22 protein-coding genes and 2 pseudogenes are annotated in these 19,361 nt (G+C 51.1%); 18 read left to right on the top strand and 6 right to left on the bottom strand.

What is annotated here, in order from left to right; translation table 11 throughout:
- Positions 1-16: 16 nt before the first annotated feature.
- The 4 genes and pseudogenes from ETC02_RS13160 (at position 17) to ETC02_RS13145 (ending at position 2,645) form a co-directional block, all read left to right on the top strand.
- The gene (locus ETC02_RS13160; RefSeq protein ID WP_020756259.1) at positions 17-454 is read left to right on the top strand and encodes a BrxA/BrxB family bacilliredoxin; all 438 of its coding nucleotides are present in this window, start codon (positions 17-19) and stop codon (positions 452-454) included.
- A gap of 134 nt (positions 455-588) precedes the next feature.
- On the top strand, positions 589-1,491 hold the full coding sequence (locus ETC02_RS13155; RefSeq protein WP_371810208.1) for a HipA domain-containing protein: 903 nt from the start codon (positions 589-591) through the stop codon (positions 1,489-1,491).
- Between the two features lie 3 nt (positions 1,492-1,494).
- Positions 1,495-2,241, top strand: a complete 747-nt coding sequence (locus ETC02_RS13150) for an HIRAN domain-containing protein (RefSeq protein WP_011231849.1) — start codon at positions 1,495-1,497, stop codon at positions 2,239-2,241.
- A 107-nt stretch (positions 2,242-2,348) separates the two neighbouring features.
- Positions 2,349-2,645 (top strand): annotated as a pseudogene (locus ETC02_RS13145) (nucleotidyltransferase family protein).
- Between the two features lie 125 nt (positions 2,646-2,770).
- On the opposite strand, the gene ETC02_RS13140 reads toward ETC02_RS13145, so the two are convergent.
- From ETC02_RS13140 to ETC02_RS13125, 4 genes are all read right to left on the bottom strand, one after another.
- A complete protein-coding gene (locus tag ETC02_RS13140) occupies positions 2,771-3,403 on the bottom strand; it encodes a hypothetical protein (RefSeq protein ID WP_020756650.1) in 633 nt (210 codons plus the stop codon).
- The gene (locus tag ETC02_RS13135) at positions 3,396-4,262 is read right to left on the bottom strand and encodes an ATP-binding cassette domain-containing protein (protein ID WP_011231846.1); all 867 of its coding nucleotides are present in this window, start codon (positions 4,260-4,262) and stop codon (positions 3,396-3,398) included. The genes ETC02_RS13140 and ETC02_RS13135 overlap by 8 nt, the downstream gene beginning before the upstream one ends.
- Entirely contained in the window at positions 4,246-6,267 is a 2,022-nt protein-coding gene (locus tag ETC02_RS13130; protein ID WP_063211665.1) for a M1 aminopeptidase family protein, read from the bottom strand. The genes ETC02_RS13135 and ETC02_RS13130 overlap by 17 nt, the downstream gene beginning before the upstream one ends.
- A gap of 114 nt (positions 6,268-6,381) precedes the next feature.
- Complete coding sequence (locus ETC02_RS13125; protein ID WP_171698330.1) at positions 6,382-6,594, bottom strand: hypothetical protein; 213 nt, start codon at positions 6,592-6,594, stop codon at positions 6,382-6,384.
- Positions 6,595-6,781: 187 nt separating this feature from the next.
- Here ETC02_RS13125 and ETC02_RS13120 point away from each other — a divergent pair, with 187 nt between their 5' ends.
- From ETC02_RS13120 to ETC02_RS13095, 6 genes are all read left to right on the top strand, one after another.
- Positions 6,782-6,874: a nucleotidyltransferase gene (locus ETC02_RS13120; RefSeq protein WP_371810207.1), complete on the top strand. Its 93-nt coding sequence runs from the start codon at positions 6,782-6,784 to the stop codon at positions 6,872-6,874.
- Positions 6,875-7,381: 507 nt separating this feature from the next.
- Entirely contained in the window at positions 7,382-7,789 is a 408-nt protein-coding gene (locus ETC02_RS13115) for an AbrB/MazE/SpoVT family DNA-binding domain-containing protein (RefSeq protein ID WP_233130393.1), read from the top strand.
- Positions 7,776-8,114 carry a type II toxin-antitoxin system RelE/ParE family toxin gene (locus ETC02_RS13110; RefSeq protein ID WP_050367519.1) on the top strand — a complete coding sequence of 113 codons (339 nt, stop codon included), beginning with the start codon at positions 7,776-7,778 and terminating at the stop codon, positions 8,112-8,114. Before ETC02_RS13115 ends, ETC02_RS13110 begins: the two co-directional genes overlap by 14 nt.
- 149 nt (positions 8,115-8,263) lie before the next feature.
- Positions 8,264-8,551, top strand: coding sequence for a type VII toxin-antitoxin system MntA family adenylyltransferase antitoxin (gene mntA, locus ETC02_RS13105; protein ID WP_081132527.1), 288 nt, complete (start codon positions 8,264-8,266; stop codon positions 8,549-8,551).
- 169 nt (positions 8,552-8,720) lie between these two features.
- Positions 8,721-9,695: an aromatic acid exporter family protein gene (locus tag ETC02_RS13100; RefSeq protein WP_033009029.1), complete on the top strand. Its 975-nt coding sequence runs from the start codon at positions 8,721-8,723 to the stop codon at positions 9,693-9,695.
- Positions 9,696-9,763: 68 nt separating this feature from the next.
- Complete coding sequence (locus ETC02_RS13095; RefSeq protein ID WP_050367518.1) at positions 9,764-10,270, top strand: L,D-transpeptidase; 507 nt, start codon at positions 9,764-9,766, stop codon at positions 10,268-10,270.
- A 47-nt stretch (positions 10,271-10,317) separates the two neighbouring features.
- Here the strand turns inward: ETC02_RS13095 and prli42 are convergent, their stop codons facing one another.
- Positions 10,318-10,410 carry a stressosome-associated protein Prli42 gene (gene prli42 / locus ETC02_RS13090; RefSeq protein ID WP_012820630.1) on the bottom strand — a complete coding sequence of 31 codons (93 nt, stop codon included), beginning with the start codon at positions 10,408-10,410 and terminating at the stop codon, positions 10,318-10,320.
- 207 nt (positions 10,411-10,617) lie between these two features.
- On the opposite strand from prli42, the gene mce reads away from it, so the two are divergent.
- The 7 genes from mce (at position 10,618) to gndA (ending at position 16,418) form a co-directional block, all read left to right on the top strand.
- Positions 10,618-11,040: a methylmalonyl-CoA epimerase gene (mce, locus tag ETC02_RS13085; protein ID WP_033005773.1), complete on the top strand. Its 423-nt coding sequence runs from the start codon at positions 10,618-10,620 to the stop codon at positions 11,038-11,040.
- Positions 11,037-12,587: an acyl-CoA carboxylase subunit beta gene (locus tag ETC02_RS13080; protein ID WP_044741235.1), complete on the top strand. Its 1,551-nt coding sequence runs from the start codon at positions 11,037-11,039 to the stop codon at positions 12,585-12,587. The genes mce and ETC02_RS13080 overlap by 4 nt, the downstream gene beginning before the upstream one ends.
- 58 nt (positions 12,588-12,645) lie before the next feature.
- Positions 12,646-12,816, top strand: a complete 171-nt coding sequence (locus tag ETC02_RS13075; RefSeq protein ID WP_157074349.1) for a hypothetical protein — start codon at positions 12,646-12,648, stop codon at positions 12,814-12,816.
- A 31-nt stretch (positions 12,817-12,847) separates the two neighbouring features.
- Complete coding sequence (locus tag ETC02_RS13070; RefSeq protein ID WP_033005758.1) at positions 12,848-13,972, top strand: tripeptidase T; 1,125 nt, start codon at positions 12,848-12,850, stop codon at positions 13,970-13,972.
- Positions 13,973-14,080: 108 nt separating this feature from the next.
- A complete protein-coding gene (locus ETC02_RS13065) occupies positions 14,081-14,575 on the top strand; it encodes a chemotaxis protein CheW (protein WP_011231828.1) in 495 nt (164 codons plus the stop codon).
- A gap of 82 nt (positions 14,576-14,657) precedes the next feature.
- Positions 14,658-14,852: a hypothetical protein gene (locus ETC02_RS13060; RefSeq protein WP_094238929.1), complete on the top strand. Its 195-nt coding sequence runs from the start codon at positions 14,658-14,660 to the stop codon at positions 14,850-14,852.
- A 156-nt stretch (positions 14,853-15,008) separates the two neighbouring features.
- Positions 15,009-16,418, top strand: coding sequence for an NADP-dependent phosphogluconate dehydrogenase (gene gndA, locus ETC02_RS13055; RefSeq protein ID WP_050367515.1), 1,410 nt, complete (start codon positions 15,009-15,011; stop codon positions 16,416-16,418).
- A gap of 164 nt (positions 16,419-16,582) precedes the next feature.
- Here gndA and ETC02_RS13050 read toward each other — a convergent pair.
- Positions 16,583-17,224, bottom strand: a pseudogene (locus tag ETC02_RS13050) (ABC transporter permease); the annotation flags it as partial.
- 174 nt (positions 17,225-17,398) lie between these two features.
- Here ETC02_RS13050 and ETC02_RS13045 point away from each other — a divergent pair.
- Entirely contained in the window at positions 17,399-19,210 is a 1,812-nt protein-coding gene (locus tag ETC02_RS13045; RefSeq protein WP_050367513.1) for a YncE family protein, read from the top strand.
- Positions 19,211-19,361: the final 151 nt, after the last annotated feature.

Genomic DNA, 19,361 nt, shown 5'->3' with positions numbered 1-19,361 from the left:
CGAAGGAGGTGTTGAGATGTTCCAATTTCAATTTCCGCTCTATCACGACATCGTCGAACAAGCGCGGCGTGAAGCGGTCGAAGCCGGATTTGAAGAGCTGCGCACGCCGGAAGACGTCGATGCGGCATTCCGCCGTCCGGGCACCACGCTTGTCCTCATCAACTCCGTATGCGGCTGCGCCGGCGGCATCGCCCGTCCCGCAGCGGCCCATGCCGTTCACTACGACAAGCGCCCGGACCATTTGGTGACCGTCTTTGCCGGCCAAGACAAAGAAGCAACGGCCCGCGCGCGCGAGTATTTTGTCGGCGAGCCGCCGTCCTCGCCGTCGTTCGCGTTGTTAAAAGACGGAAAACTGTGTGCCATGCTCCACCGCCACGACATCGAAGGGCACGAACCGGTCGCCGTCGTGCAAAAGCTGCAGGCGCTGTTTGACGAATATTGCGAGGAAGTGTGAAAGGAGAACCCGAAGTTCGAAAAGGGACTTCGGGTTTTTGCATGGCCATTATTGTTTGTGATAATATAATTGTAAAGAGATCAGAGACAGGCAAACAGCAGTGCATATGATCATCATTTTAGCAGGCTTCTCTTGTGATCAACTTTTTCTCTTGTTTCTATCAAAAAACAAAAACTAAAAAAGGATCATCTTTTATGGAGTTATATGATGTTAGCCACTGGAAAAAAGATGAGGAACGGCAAGCTTCTGGGACAAGAGAGAAGTTTTGGTTGATTAATCCAGATAATAAACGTCGGTATCTATTTAAAATTCCTAAGGAAAATACTGGGGAAGCATGGGCAGAGGTTGTTGCATCCAAAATCGGCCAACATATAGGGTTAGATATGATGAAGGCCGATTTAGCTGTTTACGATGGAACAATAGGTATTTTATCTGAAAATTTTGTCTTATATAACGAGGAATTTTACGAAGGTGGCGATTTGTTCTTTACAATTGAAGAGAGTTTTGATCGCCGCAATTTAAAACATTATCATTTTCTGAATGTAATAAAAGTGTTGTCTGGATTTCATCTTGAAAAAGAATTTGTCCAAATCCCTGTATTTGACGCACTAATCGCCAACCAAGATCGTCACTGTGATAACTGGGGGATCATTGTTCACCACACTAGCTGCAGGCTTGCACCTATATATGATAACGGGGCGTCGCTAGGATACCAATTGAAGGAAGAACGTATTCTAAAAATGTTTCAAGATCAGAGAATGTTCGAAGCTTTTACAAATCGGAGTTTCTCTTTAATCGGACTTCCTCATAAGAAGAAGCCTAAATATAAAGAATTACTAAGTTTCATTTATGAATTGTATCCAAAAGAAGTGAAGAAGGAAATTGATCGTATCAGTCAAATAAATGAGCAACAAGTCACAACTGTTTTAGATGGTGTTTCAGAAAATGTCATGAGTAAAATTTACAAAGAATGGGTATTAAAATTATTACTGTATCGAAAAGAATGGCTCGTAAATTGGTATATGGAGGTGAAATAAGCGATGCGCCCTTTTGTGCTTTGGTTAATTTGGCAAAATGAATGTACTCGGCAGCGATATCATATTGGAAACTTATTACACGATGGGGATAAGTATGTATTTTATTATGAACGTAGCAGGAAGAGAAGAGGACTGTTCGAAGCACTAGAAAACGGTTATCAACCTCATTTGTCGTTTCCGGATATAGGAAAAAAATACGTTTCTAACAGATTGTTCGGGCCTTTTGAGCGGCGTTTGCCTGACCGTCGCCGTCCGGATTTTTTAGAAATTTTGCGGACATACGGCTTGCCGCGCGATTGTACAGATATGGATATGTTGCGAGCGACTGGTGGTAAACTTGCGACAGATTCTTATGAATTTGTAGCGCCAATTTATGTATCGGGAAATCATTTCGATTTTGATTTTTATGTCGCGGGTTGGAGATATTACGAGGGAGATCGAGTAATTCAATATCTTAAAGTGGGGGATAAGGTACATTTTCGATTAGAGCCGGAGAATAGGCAAGATTCTAAAGCAGTAGAAGTGTTAACAGATGAAGGGTGTAAGCTAGGGTATATTCCTGCTTTCTATAGCGAGTTTATGTTTAACCTTATTCAAAATAACGGGCGTTATATGGCGAGAATTGAATCAATTCATGTTGAGGCTTTTCCACAGCGGAAAGTAAATATAAGTGTCTACGGTGAGCTCCTTCCATCTTGCCAGACGCAAGATCTCGATATGCTACATGAAATATCGTTAGAAGTGATTTAGTCTGTTCACTGTTTTCTGAAGTAGGCATGTTTGATTTCAGATGAATGAATATGTCCACGAAATCGAAACGCTACTGCAAAACATCAAAGAAGAAGTGATCGACCGTGATGTATGGAATGAGCCCGACCGTGTTTGAACGGCTGATGGCGTATTTCGCGGGCGAAGAAGATATACAAAAAGTCGTTTTGTTCGGCTCGCGGGCGCGCGGCACGGCCCGCTACAACTCGGACATTGACTTGTGCATTGACTAGACCGGAAAACAGAAGTGGAAAATCAAAGAGGATCTTGACGAGATTGTCGGCATTTACTCATGTGATGTGCTCTTTTTCAACGCGCTGAACGAAGCGATCCGGCGGGAAATCGAGCGCGACGGGAAGACGATTGATGACAAAGCCCGCTCATAAACTATTTTTGTTTAGGATGGTCTGTCCCGTATCGGGGAGATGAGGTGGGGGCTGTACGGGTGTGTCCAACGAACGGAGACCACACCAGCAAGCCCCCACATTCCTCTGTTGGGTTCCGCCCTCGTTTACCAAAACTCCCGTCCAATCAAAACGGCGGCGATCACAATGCCCGCCCCCAGCCACATCATGGGGAGAAGGAGGGACAGCGAATCCGCCGGCGCTTGAAACAAAAACAGATGCGGCCACGGCATGAACGTCCCTTGCGTCGCGACTTCCATAAACGTATAGACCGCGATGACGGACAAGGCGACATCCAGGCTGCCAAAGACGCCTAACAAGGCAAGCCCAATCAACTGGTAAAACAAAAACAACAGAAACAGGTGCCCCAACACGGGAGCGGTGAGAAACATCGTTCCTTGAATCCCTATGACCGCCGCGACAAGAAGAGCGATGCATCCCCCATGCAAAACGGCATAGCGGACCAAGTCGAAGACGACCGCTTTCCGGTAATGCCATACCAACGCGTCTTTCGCCCCTTCGTCGTACAAATGGCGGTACAAAAAGACGAGATGCCATCCGGCGATCGGCACGGCAATGCCTTGGATGACGGTGTACGGCAAAAACGGTTCGTCGGAGCGGGCGGACAAGATCCCCATCAACCCGACGCACAGCCCATACACGAGAAACGGAAACCAGTACAATCGGCCGAGCAAGCGGCGGTCAAAAGAAAAATGATGGGCGATCGTTTTTTTATCCATGCGCTTCCGCCTCTTTCAACAACGCCAAATATCCGTCCATCAGCCGCGGGGCGACAGGCCGGCCGATGGGTTGTTCGGACAAGACGCGCACGACGACGTGGGAAGGCTCTTCGCTCATTTGCACGACTTCGTTGGCGGCCATAACCGAGTCAAGCTCCTCCAATGGCACGTCCAACTCATACGTATAAGGGGCGGCTTTTTGCTTGAGCTCATCGGGACTGCCTTCAAACAGCACCACGCCGCGGTCCAACACCCCGATTTTCGTGCACAAAAATTCAATGTCCTCGACAAGGTGCGAAGAGATGACGATCGTATGATCGTGCCCCAGCCGCTTCAACAAATTGCGAAACCGCACGCGCTCGCGGATGTCAAGCCCGGCCGTCGGCTCATCAAACAGGAGGATGGACGGCTCCCGAAGCAGCAGCATGGCAATGCCCACCCGCCGCCGCATGCCGCCGGACAGCTCGCGCATTTTTTTGTTGAGGTGCGAAGACAAGTTGACTTGTTCGATGACCTTCTCGATTTTGGAGCGGCAGGCGGCGGGATGTTCCCCTTGCAAGACGGCGAGATGCTCAAGCACTTCATACATCGTCAGCTCCGGATACATCATAAACTCTTGCGGCAAATAGCCGATCTCGTTTACCCGCTTCACTCTCGCGCCCGTGCTGATCGGCTCGTCTCCGAGCGACACCCGTCCGGCATTGAACTCCAACAGTCCGGCCACAATGCGCATCAACGTCGTCTTGCCGGCGCCGTTTGGCCCCAGCAAGCCGTACACGCCGGAGAGGGTGAGGGAGACATCGGATAAAATCGGCTTCTTTTTCACGATTTTCGTCAATCCTTCAATGACGACCGCCAACGCCGTTCACCTCCTGCATCATCTCCAAGATGCGGTCCCATGTCCAACCGTCGTCCATGTTCGCATACCATGTCCGCAAACATCGTTGCTTTTGGTCGACATCCAGCGGCTGAAACGCCTGATAAATGGCTTCAATTTGCTTCTTGACGGATGACGGCTGCGACTCGAACCACTCGCTTTTGGAGCTCCAGTCGATCACCGAAAGGCCTTGTTTTTGCATCAGCCAGCGGGTGGCCAGCGAAATCCACTCGTTGTACATGATCCGCGATCCTTTCGGCGGAACCGAAAGACGGAGCATTTTTTCATAATAATCTCGTTCCATATGATAGGTGCCAATCGAAAAAAAATTCGTGTTATAGACAAGATGGTCATGGGCCATAAACGAGGATAGCCCCGAGCTGGAGAACACAATCTTGTTCGGCAGCGCTGAAACCGCCGTGGATGCGATTTGTTGGACATGATGAAACGTTTTTTCCAACTGGCGGATGACCGTCGGCGCCCGTTCCGCCATGTGCGGCCAGTCAGCCGGGTAGGTGATCTCATATCCTTGATCGACGAGTTGATGCCCTTGCCCTTTGATCAAGGTGACCGCCTGCGCTTTCCCTCGGTAACCCGTCCCCCGCTTTGGCACATTGCAAAACAGCACATCGCCGTCCACGTGCAAGGTAAAGGTGTACGTTTCATTCGGAATGAATTGATCGGTGAACGCCCCATCCCAAGCTCTCGTTCCCGCCACCCGATATTCATAAGCCCGATACATGTGCGAAGCCCTCCTTTTCGGATACCACGCCCGATCCGCCAACAGGACGAGGCGGCCGTTGGTGTACGGAATGAGCGCCGTATCGACGATCTCATAGGAAAAGGTGAGCGTCGAGGCGCGTTTGGGCAGCCGCACGGTCACGAGATCGCCGTTTCTCGTAAACGTGACGGGCTGGTGGTCCGCTTCAATCGAGTGGAGCGGATACAAATGGTACAGTTGAAACGTGGGCCGGTTCGTGTCCAACTGGGACAAGGCCACGCGCACGACCGCGCGCGATCCATGCAAAGAAAGGTCATACGACTGGATACGGTAGCGCAAATCGGCCTTGATGGTTTGCGGCATTCGACGGTACTCCTCAAGTTCGGTCGTCTGATCGGCCCGAGTGAACGCCTTGGTGTTCGTTTGCAAGGAGTGGCAGGCGGTTAGGACGATCAGAAACGGAAAGATGAGCAGCGCTTTCAGGACGGCGTTTCGCTCCTTTCTCGTCTGCGTAAAGCGGATCGACGACAACAATGCCAACCCGACAAGGGAAAGAAACCACGCGGCCCATTTCCATTCCCCGCCGCGGTCGACCTCAAACCCGATGTAGGAATCATACGCCTGTTGAATGGCGTGTTTTCCGATAAACAGCAGCGACGTCCAGTCGCGGGCATGAACGGTTTGGGACAAATCGATGAACAGCTCAGTCGTCATCGGGCCGGTCAGGATCCATACAAGCAACATAGCGAAAAAACTGACCTTTTTCGTTTCCAACAGCAGCGCGATGATGACGCCGTACAGAACGGTGAGCACGAGCGGTCCAAACTGGTAGACGGCGAGAAACCGAAGCAGCGACCAATACAGATCCGAAGGCTCCACCCCAACGAAGAGATACACGAGTGAAAAAACGCCGTAGCTCATCATCAGCATGATCCCTTGGCACAGCGCATGAACCGCCAGCAAGGCGCTCATTTTCTCCAGCAAAATCCGGTAGCCGTCGGCGAACCATGACGAAACGCCGTAACGAAGCTCGTTGGAGTAGAGAAAGTAGAACCATACGATGTAAAAGAGCGAAACGATTTGGACAAGCATGAACACTTCAGAAGGCAAATCTCCAGAGTATTCCATGCCTGCATTCATATCGTCTGAAAAGAATAAAACGAACCTGACAAGCAGCAAAACAAAAAATAGGATGCTGGCGCCAACGTATAACTTGCTTTTCAACAATCGTTTCCAATAAAAAACAAACAGCCATTTCCACCTCATCACCGATCAACCGCTTTCTTTCTGAGAAGTTGACAAATGAAAAATGCGGTCAGGGATCTCCGCATTCTTTTTTAGGCGTATCCCTGACTTCCTCATCATCCGGATTCGGCATCGTTATTTGACCGTAATGGTCACGTATCCTCTTGAACCAACCGTTTGGCCAACAATTTGGCCATAATACTTATCGTCTTTGGTTTGTGGAAAACTGCGCGTTTCTTCTTGCCTAGGATTGAGGCAAACAAAGATCAAAACCCCAGAAAATACGAATATGAAACTAGCTTCCGCTTTTAAGCGGGACGCCATTCTTGAAATGAACACCCATTTCATATGGAACGCCCTCTCTAATCATGAATTTGAAATGTTTGTAAAATTCAATGGCATTATAAAAAAAAAAAGAAGATGTAAACCTTTTACATGGAAATTCACAGTATATTCACAAATAATAGGGAAATTGTATTGTCATGATGACGATTTTTGGCCAATTTTGCGTCTTTCGGTGTAGGGAGTGTTCATTGTGCGACGTGCTTTTTTCGACGCGCTGAACGAAGCCATCAAGCGCCAAATCGAGCGCGACGGGAAAACGATTTATGAGAAATCTCCGTCGTGAGCCTAGGCGGCCTGCCCCGCATGAGCGGACGGCCGTTTTTTTTGTGTCCGGCGGCTGTAGGACGGGCGCGCTGTCCGTTTTTCAGTTGCATCGAAAGCGCTGTTATCGGTACAATGGAACTCACATTTCGCACCCTCCCGACAAAAATCGGGAGGATTTTTTTTCGCCTTGCGTCGAATGAATCTTTGAAACACAAGGAAAGTGAAGGAATTTCCACACCATGGACGTTCGAATTCGTATCATTTATGAAAGTTCCTATTTGAAATAATAATCGCTATCTTTGAGAACCTTGGCCTCCATCAATTGAGCGTCGTTTTGTTCAGGAATTCTCCGCTTTGTTCCACTAGGATGTTAGTGTTTGCATCAATCTATTCCTCTTCCGCAAACATTGAACACTTCTCCTCCCTACGGTATGGGAAAATCATTGTGTTTGTTTCCCCACCATGCTATGATCATTAGTAAAGAAACCAAGAAATTTGGTTATTTTTTTGGAAGGAGGGGAATAATATGGTGCCATCAGATTCGATGACAAAGGAGAAGGTACCGATGGACAATATCCCTAACCGTAAGAAAAACCTTGTGAAACGAATTGCCGTATCGAGCAAAAAACAAATTACGATCCCAAAGGATTTTTATGAGCAATTAGGAATTGGAAACGAGGTGTTAATTGAGTTAGCGGATAATAAGTTAATTATTCATCCGATTCATGAGGATCATTTTGACTTTTCCGATCTGATTTTAAAAGACTTGATCGAAGAAGGATATACAGGCGAAGAACTATACAAAGAATTTGTATACCGTAAATCGCAAATTGCACCTGCATTCAACGCGATGATTTCTGAGGAAAGACCGAAGGCAAAAACGTATACCGCGGATACGTTAGAGGAGTTATTTGGTGAAGATGATGAACCATAATCGGCTGCAATTGCTCCCAAAAGCAGAAAAAACCATCAAAAAGCTGACAAAGAAAGATCCGGTGCTGAAACAGCGTTTGAAAGAAGCCTTGCGGCAGATTCTTACCGATCCCGCCGAAGCAGGGGAAGCGAAAACTGGTGATTTGGCAGGAATTTACGGTTATGACATTTATCATCGAGGCATCAATTATGAGATTGCTTATTTGATCGACCAAGATGACAGCGGACATGTTGTGGTGGTGGTTTTGGTGGGGACGCGTGAAAATTTTTACGAAGAGCTGAAGCGTTATATGAAGACGAATCAAGCGCCATTTTCGAAGCCATAGATGCAGATCCATTTAGGACAATGGGCAAAGGAGAACGATGGCATGGATGAACGAGAATCGATTGTATCACAATATGTCACAATATGTCCATGAAATTGAAGCACTGCTCAAATACATCAAAAAAGAAGTGATCGATCGTGACCTATGGAATGAGCCCGACCGTGTTTGAACGGTTGATGGCGTATTTCGCGGGCGAAGAAGATATACAAAAAGTCATTTTGTTCGGCTCGCGGGCGCGCGGCACGGCCCGCTACAACTCGGACATTGACTTGTGCGTGGACTACACCGGCAAACAAAAGTGGAAAATCAAAGAGGATCTTGACGAGATTGTCGGCATTTACTCATGTGACGTGCTTTTTTTCGACGCGCTGAACGAAGCGATCCGGCGGGAAATCGAGCGCGACGGGAAGACGATTTATGAGAAATCTCCGTCGTGAGCCTAGGCGGCTTGCCCTGCATGAGCGGACAGCCGCCTTTTTTGTCCTTTTGCGCCTGTTGGGACAGATCGGCTTCGGAGCGGAGGCCAGGATTGTCCGTTTTTCCTTGCACCGAAAGCGCCGTCATCTGTACAATGAAGTCGGCAACCATTGGCAAAGGAGACTCGCGATGAAAATCGGCTATCGGACATTGAAAACGGCGGTGGGGGCGGCGCTGGCGATTGCCATCGCTCAGCTCATCGGTCTTCATAACTTCGCTTCCGCTGGCATTATCGTCATCTTATGCGTCCAAGTGACGAAAAAGCGGTCGCTTGAGACCGCCCGGGCTCGTTTTGCGGCGTGCGTTGTCGCGATCGGGTTTGCGGCGTTGTTTTTTACCGTCTTCGGCTATCATCCGTGGACGATCGGGCTGTTGCTTTTGTTGTTCATTCCTGTGACGGTTCGCTTGAAAATCAATGAAGGCATTGCGACAAGCTCGGTCATTATTTTGCATTTGTATGCGGCCCAAGACATCACGTGGGGATTGGTCGCCAATGAGATCTTGCTCGTGGCGGTTGGCATTGGGGTAGCGCTGCTGATGAACATGTATATGCCGAGCGCCGAGAAGGAGCTCAAAGAGTACCAGCGCATTGTCGAAGATTTGTTTCGCATTATTTTAAAAGAAATCGTCCGCTACTTGCGCACAAATGAGCTTGATTGGGATGGGAAGGAGCTGCCGCTTGCGGCGGAGACGCTCGACAAAGCGAAAAAGCTCGCCATGCGCCACGCCGACAATCAATTATGGCGGAATGAGGATGAATATGTCCGCTACTTCCGCATGCGTGAGCGGCAGTTGGAAATCATCGAGCATATGCTTCCGCTTGTGACATCGCTCGTCTACACGGTCGAGCAGCGGATGATGGTCGCCGATTTTATCGACGAATTAAGCGACGCCATTCATCCGGGAAATACGGCGGACCGCTTTTTGCGGCGCCTTGCCGAGATGCGCGAACAGTTTAAGGCGATGCCGCTGCCAACGACGCGCGAACAGTTTGAAGAGCGGGCGGCGTTGTTTCATTTGGTGCGCGAATTGGAGCGATATTTAATCATCAAAAGCGAATTCCATCCCGGAAACGAACGAAAACCGCAGCGGCTGAAGGCATGATGCAGGGCATATATCCATCCGTTTTGGCGCACACTATAGCCAAACATTCAAGCAAAGGATGGACGGATATGCGGGTATGGTTGGCCATTTGTCTCGTGATCGCCGCCGTATTGGGGGCTCCTTTTCAGACAGCGGCGGAGGCGAAGCCGCTTGTCATTGTGAACAAAGCGATCAATAAGCTCGCGCTCGTCCGCGACGGCCGCATTGAAGCCGTCTATCCGGTGGCGACCGGGGTGAATGCGGCGTTGACGCCGGAAGGAATGTTTACCGTGACGGTAAAGGCGAAACACCCGTATTATCGGAAAAAGAACATCCCGGGCGGAGCGCCGAACAATCCGCTCGGCGCAAGGTGGATCGGCTTTAACGCGCGCGGGACGGACGGGCGCATCTACGGCATTCACGGCACGAACAACCCGGCGTCGATCGGCCGGTATGTGTCGCAAGGTTGTGTGCGCATGCACAACCGCGATGTCGAGCGTTTGTATGAACGGGTGCCGATTGGCGCCAACGTGCTCATTCTCCGCAGCAACGAATCGTTTTACGCCATTGCTAAGCGGTATGGTGCGGTGCGCTAAAAAACGCAAGCTCCTCAGCGGGAAGCTTGCGTTTTTTATGCCTGCGGTTAAAACCACATGCTGATGCCGGCGAGGAGCGTCGTCAGCAGCATGCAAATGAGCATCAAGTAAACCACGAATTTTTGCGTTTTGCGCGACAACGGTCCGTCCTCCTTCCGTCCGCTGTTCTACGTTTATTGTACCGGCAAACGACGGGGCGGACAAGGAAAAATGCCCGATGCGAAGCGAACCGATCCAAAGCTCGACCGTGGCGCGTACAAAGAAAAACAAAAAAGCAGGATTTTTTGTCGAAACGGCGAATGATAAAATGTTGGCCTCATCATTTTGCGGCAAAGGGGATGCAGACGATGGAAGTGAAAAAAGTCGACCATATCGGCATCGCCGTCCGTTCGATTGAGAAAGCGCTTCCGTTTTATACGGATGTGCTCGGCCTGCCGTTTCTTGGCATCGAGGAAGTCGAGTCGGAACAGGTGAAAGTGGCGTTTTTGCAGGCGGGAGAGGCGAAAATTGAACTTCTTGAGCCGCTGTCGCCAGAGAGCGCGGTGGCGACATTTATCGAGAAGCGCGGCGAAGGGATTCATCATGTGGCGCTTGGGGTGGAAGACATCACCGAGCGCATCCGCGAGCTGAAGGAGCACGGCATCCGTATGATTCAAGATGCGCCGAAACGCGGCGCCGGCGGGGCATGGGTCGCGTTCATGCACCCGAAATCGACCGGCGGCGTGTTGTATGAGCTTTGTGAACGGACGAAAACGGAGGGACACCAATGAGCGACATGTACGACAAAATCAACGAACTGTATGACCGCCGACGTGAGATTGAACTGGGCGGGGGCGATGAGAAAATTGAACAGCAGCACGCGAAAGGGAAGCTGACGGCGCGCGAGCGGATTGATTTGCTTTTGGACGAAGGGACGTTTGTCGAGCTCAATCCGTTCATCGAGCACCGCTGCACCGATTTTGGCCTCGGGGAAAAGAAGGGGCCGGGTGACGGGGTGGTGACCGGCTACGGGAAGATCAACGGCCGCACCGTGTTTGTGTTTTCGCAAGATTTCACCGTCTTCGGCGGGGCGCTTGGGGAAATGCACGCGAAAAAAATTGCGAACATCATGGATTTAGCGGCGAAAACCGGGGCGCCGGTCATCGGTTTGAACGATTCGGGCGGCGCCCGCATTCAAGAAGGGGTCTTGTCGCTTGACGGGTACGGACACATTTTTTACCGCAACGCCATTTATTCCGGCGTCATCCCGCAAATTTCCGTCATTATGGGGCCGTGCGCCGGCGGGGCCGTCTATTCGCCGGCCATCACCGATTTTGTGTTCATGGTCGAAAAAACGAGCCAAATGTTCATCACCGGTCCGAAAGTGATTGAAGCGGTGACCGGGGAGAAAATCAGCGCTGAAGATTTAGGCGGCGCCCGCGTGCACAACACGATCAGCGGCAACGCCCACTTTGCGGCAGCGAATGAAGAGGAGGCGCTCGCTGAAGTGCGGCGGCTCTTGGGCTATTTGCCGTCCAACAACAACGAAAAGCCGCCGTTTGGCCCGATTCCGGACGGGGACGACTACCGCCCCGATTTGGCCGATGTCGTGCCGATTGACGCCGTCCGCCCGTACGATGTGCGCCACGTCATCGCCCAAGTCGTCGATGACGGGTCGTTTTTTGAGGTGCAAAAAGATTTCGCGAAAAACATCGTGATCGGCTTTGCCCGCATTAAAGGCGAAGTGGTCGGGCTTGTGTGCAACCAGCCGAAGTTTATGGCCGGCGGGCTTGACATTGATTCGTCCGACAAGGCGGCGCGTTTTATCCGTTTTTGCGATTCGTTCAACATCCCGATCATTACGTTTGAGGACGTCACCGGCTTTTTCCCAGGCGTCAAGCAGGAGCACGGCGGCATCATCCGCCATGGGGCGAAAATTTTGTACGCTTACTCGGAAGCGACCGTGCCGAAAATCACCGTCATTTTGCGGAAAGCGTACGGCGGCGCGTACGTCGCCTTAAACAGCAAATCGATCGGCGCCGATGTCGTCTATGCGTGGCCGAACGCCGAAGTGGCGGTCATGGGGCCGCAAGGAGCGGCGAACATCATTTTCGCGAGCGAAATTGAAAAAAGTCCGAATCCGGAAGAAACGCGGGCGCAAAAAATTGCCGAATACCGCGAGAAATTCGCCAATCCGTACGTCGCCGCCAAATACGGCATGATCGATGACGTCATTGACCCGCGCGATACGAGAATCAAGCTCATTCAGGCGCTCGAGATGCTTCGAAACAAGCACGAGGAGCGGCCGAAGAAAAAACATGGCAACATTCCGCTGTAAACGATGGAAGGCGTCCAGCAAGCAACGGACGCCTTTTTCGCGGCAAACGATATTTTAGATGGAGGCGGCGTGGCCGTTTGCCGCAGCGGGAGCGGATGAAAGCTCGCTCGTTGAGAGGCGGTCAGGCAGCCCGTATCGGTACATCTCAAGCGCGTTCTTATACGTTTGCAGCGTTTTGATCGTTCCGGCGTCCGGTTTGGCTCTTGGCGGAACATTTCGGTATACTTAAGGTGGAGTACATAAGCAGGAGGAAAAAAGCGATGGTCAATGAACAGCGTCTTGTCGACGAATTTTTGGAACTTGTGCAAATCGATTCGGAAACGAAGCATGAAGGGGACATTGCGAAGGTGCTCAAACAAAAGTTTGAAGCGCTTGGCCTCGATGTGATCGAAGACGATGCGGCCGCGAAAACGGGGCATGGGGCAGGCAACTTGATTTGCACGCTCGCCGCGACGAAAGACGGGGTCGACCCGATTTACTTCACGTCGCATATGGATACGGTCGTGCCGGGCAAAGGGGTGAAACCGTCGATCCAAGACGGCTATGTCGTCACCGACGGGACGACGATTTTAGGGGCGGACGACAAGGCGGGCTTGGCGGCCATGTTGGAAGCGATTCGCGTGTTGAAAGAACAAAACATCCCGCACGGCGTAATCCAGTTTATCATCACCGTCGGCGAAGAGTCGGGGCTTGTCGGGGCGAAGGCGCTTGACCCGTCGCTCATTCAAGCGAAATACGGCTATGCCTTGGACAGCGACGGCAAAGTCGGCAACATCGTCGTCGCCGCCCCGACGCAGGCGAAGCTGAAAGTCGTTGTGCACGGCAAAACTGCCCATGCCGGCGTGGCGCCGGAAAAAGGAGTGTCTGCCATTACGATTGCGGCGAAGGCGATCGCAAAAATGCCGCTCGGCCGCATCGACGAGGAGACGACGGCGAACATCGGCCGCTTTGAAGGCGGCACGCAAACGAACATCGTCTGCGACCGCGTTGATATTTTAGCGGAAGCCCGTTCCCTCGTTCCGGAAAAAATGGAAGCGCAAGTGGCGAAAATGAAAGAGGCGTTTGAAACGGTTGCCGCGGAAATGGGGGGGCGCGCCGATGTCGAAGTGGAAGTGATGTACCCGGGCTTTAAGTTCAGCGACGGCGACCATGTCGTCGAGGTCGCCAAACGGGCGGCGGCGAACATCGGACGGCCGTGCAAGCTGGAGAAAAGCGGCGGCGGCAGCGATGCCAACATCATCGCCGGCTTCGGCATTCCGACGGTCAACCTCGCAGTCGGCTATGAAGAGATCCATACGACGAATGAGCGGATGCCGATTGAAGAGCTGGTGAAGCTGACAGAGATGGTTGTCGCCATTGTCGAGGAAGTCGCCAATGCCGAATGAGCATCCCGAGGCTGGATGCTCTTTTTTCTTGAACCTTTCGGTAAACATTCGGCCGGAATGAGCCGATAAAAAAAGCAGAGTGCGAATCACGAAAGAGGTGGCGGGGGAATGGACAAATACGTGGTGTTTCGCGTCGAGCGGGAACAGTACGCCGTCTCGATCGCGTATGTCGTCTCGATTGAGAAAATGACGGCGCCGACGGCCGTACCGCATATGCCGGATTGTATGGCGGGCGTCGCGCGCATCCGCGGCGAGCTCGCGCCGGTGCTCGATATGCGAAAGCTTCTATATGGGAAAGCGATCGAGGAAACCGAGCAGACGCGTCTTGTCGTCGCCGCGGTCGACGGGTTGTCGGTGGCGTTTATCGTTGACGAAGCAAAGGAAATTGTCGATATTGAACCGGAAGCCATCAAACCGCTGCAGCTCGTATCCGCGGAGCGCACGCCGTATGTCGTCGGGATCGCGACGCTGCCGGAGCGGTTGCTCACGGTGCTGGATCCGCGCGTCTTGTTTGCCCATTTGGAAGAAGCGGACGCGATTCGCGAGCAAGTGGCCGCCGCCCAGGCCGCGGCCCAGGTCATCCAAGAGGAAGAGACGGTATAGGTGTTTGCCTATACCGTTTTTTCTTCCGCGCATATCCTAATCATGGAAATGAACTTCAACTCATGAAGAGGAGGCGCATTCCATGGTTCGACCGTTCGGTCTGTATATGGGCGGCTTTTATCCGCCGTACGTTGGCGGCTACGGCTATCCTCCATACGGTTATCACCATCATCATTGGCATGGAGGGTATGACGGCTATCATCACTTCCCGTATGGCGTGCCTTATGGTCATTACCCGTTTGGACCATACGGCTTCCCGCATTATGGAGGCTACTAAGCATGAGGGGCGTTACGCCCCTTTTCGCATGGACAGGTCAAGCAAAGTCCGTCGTGCCGCCTCGTTCCTAAATCGGTTTAGAAAAACTTGCAGGCAAGCGCAAACGTATGGTATGTTGTTTGATGAACAAACCAAAACGGAAAGGGACGTTGGACAATGGCGAAACAGCAAATCGGCGTCATCGGACTGGCGGTCATGGGGAAAAACTTGGCGCTCAACATCGAAAGCAAAGGCTATTCGGTGGCGGTGTACAACCGTTCGCGCGAAAAAACGGACGAGTTTTTGCAAGAAACGAAAGGAAAAAACATTGTCGGTACATACAGCATCGAAGAATTCGTCAACGCCTTGGAAAAACCGCGGAAAATTTTGCTGATGGTGAAAGCGGGCGCGCCGACGGACGCGACGATCGAACAGCTGAAGCCGCATTTGGAAAAAGGCGATATTGTAATTGACGGCGGCAATACGTATTTTAAAGATACGCAGCGCCGCAACAAAGAACTCGCCGAACTTGGCATCCACTTTATTGGCACGGGCGTCTCGGGCGGCGAGGAAGGGGCGCTGAAAGGCCCGTCGATCATGCCAGGGGGCCAAAAAGAAGCGCATGAGCTCGTGCGCCCGATTTTTGAAGCCATCGCCGCCAAAGTCGACGGCGAACCGTGCACGACGTACATCGGTCCGGACGGCGCCGGGCATTATGTCAAAATGGTGCACAACGGCATCGAATACGGCGACATGCAGCTGATCGCTGAAGCGTACTTCTTGCTCAAACATGTGCTCGGCATGGATGCTGCAGAGCTGCACGAAGTGTTCGCCGACTGGAACAAAGGAGAGCTGAACAGCTACTTAATCGAGATCACGGCCGACATTTTCACGAAAATCGATGAAGAAACAGGCAAGCCGCTTGTCGACGTCATTTTGGACAAAGCCGGGCAAAAAGGGACGGGCAAATGGACGAGCCAAAACGCCCTCGATTTGGGCGTGCCGCTGCCGATCATCACGGAATCGGTGTTCGCCCGTTTCCTCTCGGCGATGAAAGACGAGCGCGTGAAAGCAAGCAAAGTGCTGGCAGGCCCAGCGGTGAAGCCGTTTGAAGGCGACCGCGCTCACTTCATCGAAGCGGTGCGCCGCGCGCTTTACATGAGCAAAATTTGCTCGTACGCCCAAGGATTTGCGCAAATGAAGGCGGCTTCTGAGGAATACAACTGGAACTTGCGCTACGGTGATATCGCCATGATCTTCCGCGGCGGCTGCATCATCCGCGCGCAATTTTTGCAAAAAATTAAAGAGGCGTACGACCGTGATCCAGCGCTTTCGAACTTGCTCTTGGATCCGTATTTCCAAGACATCGTCGAACGCTACCAAGACGCGCTCCGCGAAATCGTCGCCACCGCGGCGATGCGCGGCATTCCAGTGCCAGGATTCGCTAGCGCCCTCGCCTATTACGACAGCTACCGCACCGCGGTGCTCCCGGCCAACTTAATCCAAGCGCAGCGCGACTACTTCGGCGCCCACACGTACGAACGCGTCGACAAAGAAGGCATTTTCCATACGGAATGGTTGAAATAAGAAAAAAGCCCTTAGAGTCATTCGCTACTCTAAGGGCTTTTCGTGTTCGATAAAGCTAAAATTCGTTCCGTCAACTGGAACTGCATCTTCAGAATGGGATGACCACTGATCGAGTGGGCGAACGTTGGAACGGTTTTGGTTCTTCCCTCACTCGCTGCATCGTTTTAAAGCGCCTCGCGAATTAGCTTTTTGTAATAACGAACGGACAACACGCCAAACAGCGAATAGCAGACCGTGTAAATCGCCATCACCGTCAACATCGGCATCCACAGTTCGGTGCCGAAAAAGAACCAGCCGGAGCGGACGGCGAAATAGCTATGGGACAATCCCAGCAACAACGGGATGCCAAAGTAGAACAGCTGTTTCCGCCGAATGCCCCCGAGCAAGTCTTTTTCGGTGAATCCCAGTTTGCGCAAAATGGTGTAATTCGGCCGCTCTTCTTCGCCGGCGCCCATTTGCTTGAAGTAAAGAATGCAGCCGGATGTGACCAAAAAGGCGAGTCCTAAAAAGGTGACGACAAACATGATCAATCCGAACGTTTGCTTTTGGTGGCGGCTCATCATCAGGCGCGAATCGGCGATGGAGGAAAACTCCATGCGTTGAAACAACTGATCAGCCCGTTCAATATTTGTTTCGTCAGTCAGATGAATTCCGATATGCACCTTTTTCTTTTGTGGATCGGTTTCTTTTTGCAAACGATCAAACATCGTTTGGTCGACGATGACGGTCGGCATGCCGTACGTGAAATGATAGTTGACGTAATAGTCTTTTTTCATCCCAAGGTAATGAAGTGGGACCATGCGGCCGAACAGGGGGCGTATGGCAAAAAGAGCTTGAAGTGATGATCAACGGTGGGCTATCATGGATATTGAGGATGGATAAGGAATGGTCAAATGTCGGTGCTCGATTGTTTGAGCTATGCTATGCGCAAGGAATGTATAAGGAAGGAATTAGAAATCATTGTTTGACGGGGGATTGGAATGGGAACAACATTTAGGAAAGGTTTTTTATTTTGTCTCTTCTTGTTTATCTGTCTTTTCCATGTGTTTCCTTCCGCTAAAGCGGAAGCGGCCGGACCGCGTACGCAACAGCTTCCTGGGCGCGTGCTCGATTGGGTCATGGATGATCAAAATGGGTATATTTATGCGCTCACGGAAAAGGGGATGTTATTATTTATCGAAGCGAGCACATTGTCGATCAAAAAGCAGGAACCCGTTTCTCTGCGGGCATACAGCGCTTTATGGCGGAAATATGCCCAGCGGTCGGTCACTCTTCTTTTGCGGGACGGGAAGCTGTATGTGCCGTCTGAAACATCGATAGACGTTTTTGACGTCAAAACAAAACGGCTGATTCAACGAGCCCCGTATAACGGATTGCCGTTTGGCCTATTAGGCAACAAAATCGTAACTTTCGGAAAGCAGTACGGGCGCGGGAAGACGACGTATGAGATGTACATGTGGGATTTGGCGGCGAAACGCCAAACAAGCCGGCTGATTGCTGATCCTAACTTTTTTTCCGTTTTTTCAGAGGAAAATACGTTGTTTTTCGATGAGAAGCGAGGTCTGGCCTTCATCGGCCGCAATGTTTCCATTCCTGATTTAGCGGTATTGCGCCTGTCCGATTTGAAGGTGGTGAAGCGAGTTTCGTATCAAGGGCCGAGAGGCAGCGCGCCCATCCATCCGCTCATCGTTGACGGAAGCGATGTGTTTTTTGCGGGAAGGCGCATTGATGCCGGAAATATCAACATGGTGCACGACTGTTATAACGGCCCCGTTTTAGATGTTCAAGGGGCCTACGTGGTGACAAATAAGGCGGTGTATGACCGTTACACCTCTGCTAAGATAAACGCGCTTCCATTCCCGACGAACTATGCGTTGATGGATGCAAAGTACAATTTGTATTTGATCAAAGAAGGGGAAAATCGAATTTATAAATATCCATTGCCGGCCGATGAGAGCTATTATGTTCGATCGTCCTATTATGCTTTCACCAATGTCCCCATTTCCCATTTGGCTTATGATTCGTCGACCGGATGGTTGTATGTGTTGTCCGCCGAAGACAGCAAACTGTTTGTCATTCGCGCCAGCGACATGAAAATGGTGAAAGAAATTCATCCCGGACCGCAGCCGACGGATGTAAAAATTGATGGCGGCAAGGTGTATGTTGCGCTATCGGGAGCGACGAAAATGGCGATTTACGACGCCAAAACAATGCGGTTTCTTGGAACGGTGCCGCTGATCGCTGCTCCGCGTTCATTGGCGATCGGGGACGGGAAAATTTTCTTCACGGACAATAGCCGCACGTTGACGGGATCGATTGCCGTTTATGATATGAAGACGAAAAAACAATGGCGAATCCCAAAGGTATTCATCAATCCGTTGATTGGGTATGACGAAAAACAAAATGTATTGTATGTCGGACAGGAAGGAACATCGGATCATGATCTGTATGCGGTGCGGCTTTCCGATTGGCATGTTTCGCAACTATTGTCCTTCCCTGGAGGGGATGATGCCTTTTTTATGAACGGCGGGGAGATTTTTTACGGAAAGGCGCGCATCAATCCAGCCCAGCCCGGCGCATTGGTGGCCGCTGAATTTCCGGAGCCGCTGCGGGCGGCGAGCCGTCAATATATCATCACCAGCCGTGCCATTTATAACCGGGCAACAGGAACGAAAATCGCCGATTTGTCATCTGAAGCGTTGCTCGCAACGGCTGGGGATGATGGAATGATCTTCACGTATCGAAAAGTGGATACGAACCATTATTTGATTAAGCAAAAACTGTCTCAGTGAACTACCCCCACTTAATTTTCTAGCGAAAATTTGAAGTGGGGGCTTCCAAAGAAGTTTGACTGCTTCAAGCAATCCTTATTCTTTGAGGCGTGTCCACTTCGCCGCTAGAGCATAAGACACTCAGGTCTACAGCTTTACTTTTCTTTAAGAT

Source organism: Geobacillus sp. DSP4a (assembly GCF_013096875.1).
GTDB classification, from domain to species: domain Bacteria; phylum Bacillota; class Bacilli; order Bacillales; family Anoxybacillaceae; genus Geobacillus; species Geobacillus thermophilus.
Note: the sequence above shows the minus strand (reverse complement) of the source record. Positions and strands in the feature narration are given on the sequence as shown.

Bases quoted from the DNA above. Each gene is read 5' to 3' on its own strand.
- ETC02_RS13070 (WP_033005758.1), top strand. From the start codon at position 12,848: ATGGTCAATGAACAGCGTCTTGTCGACGAATTTTTGGAACTTGTGCAA.
- ETC02_RS13140 (WP_020756650.1), bottom strand. From the start codon at position 3,403: ATGGATAAAAAAACGATCGCCCATCATTTTTCTTTTGACCGCCGCTTG.
- ETC02_RS13075 (WP_157074349.1), top strand. From the start codon at position 12,646: ATGGAGGCGGCGTGGCCGTTTGCCGCAGCGGGAGCGGATGAAAGCTCG.
- ETC02_RS13130 (WP_063211665.1), bottom strand. From the start codon at position 6,267: ATGAGGTGGAAATGGCTGTTTGTTTTTTATTGGAAACGATTGTTGAAA.
- ETC02_RS13125 (WP_171698330.1), bottom strand. From the start codon at position 6,594: ATGAAATGGGTGTTCATTTCAAGAATGGCGTCCCGCTTAAAAGCGGAA.
- ETC02_RS13065 (WP_011231828.1), top strand. From the start codon at position 14,081: ATGGACAAATACGTGGTGTTTCGCGTCGAGCGGGAACAGTACGCCGTC.
- ETC02_RS13060 (WP_094238929.1), top strand. From the start codon at position 14,658: ATGGTTCGACCGTTCGGTCTGTATATGGGCGGCTTTTATCCGCCGTAC.
- ETC02_RS13080 (WP_044741235.1), top strand. From the start codon at position 11,037: ATGAGCGACATGTACGACAAAATCAACGAACTGTATGACCGCCGACGT.
- ETC02_RS13110 (WP_050367519.1), top strand. From the start codon at position 7,776: ATGATGAACCATAATCGGCTGCAATTGCTCCCAAAAGCAGAAAAAACC.
- ETC02_RS13160 (WP_020756259.1), top strand. From the start codon at position 17: ATGTTCCAATTTCAATTTCCGCTCTATCACGACATCGTCGAACAAGCG.
- ETC02_RS13150 (WP_011231849.1), top strand. From the start codon at position 1,495: ATGCGCCCTTTTGTGCTTTGGTTAATTTGGCAAAATGAATGTACTCGG.
- ETC02_RS13100 (WP_033009029.1), top strand. From the start codon at position 8,721: ATGAAAATCGGCTATCGGACATTGAAAACGGCGGTGGGGGCGGCGCTG.
- ETC02_RS13115 (WP_233130393.1), top strand. From the start codon at position 7,382: ATGGTGCCATCAGATTCGATGACAAAGGAGAAGGTACCGATGGACAAT.
- gndA (WP_050367515.1), top strand. From the start codon at position 15,009: ATGGCGAAACAGCAAATCGGCGTCATCGGACTGGCGGTCATGGGGAAA.
- ETC02_RS13095 (WP_050367518.1), top strand. From the start codon at position 9,764: ATGCGGGTATGGTTGGCCATTTGTCTCGTGATCGCCGCCGTATTGGGG.
- ETC02_RS13045 (WP_050367513.1), top strand. From the start codon at position 17,399: ATGGGAACAACATTTAGGAAAGGTTTTTTATTTTGTCTCTTCTTGTTT.
- mntA (WP_081132527.1), top strand. From the start codon at position 8,264: ATGAGCCCGACCGTGTTTGAACGGTTGATGGCGTATTTCGCGGGCGAA.
- mce (WP_033005773.1), top strand. From the start codon at position 10,618: ATGGAAGTGAAAAAAGTCGACCATATCGGCATCGCCGTCCGTTCGATT.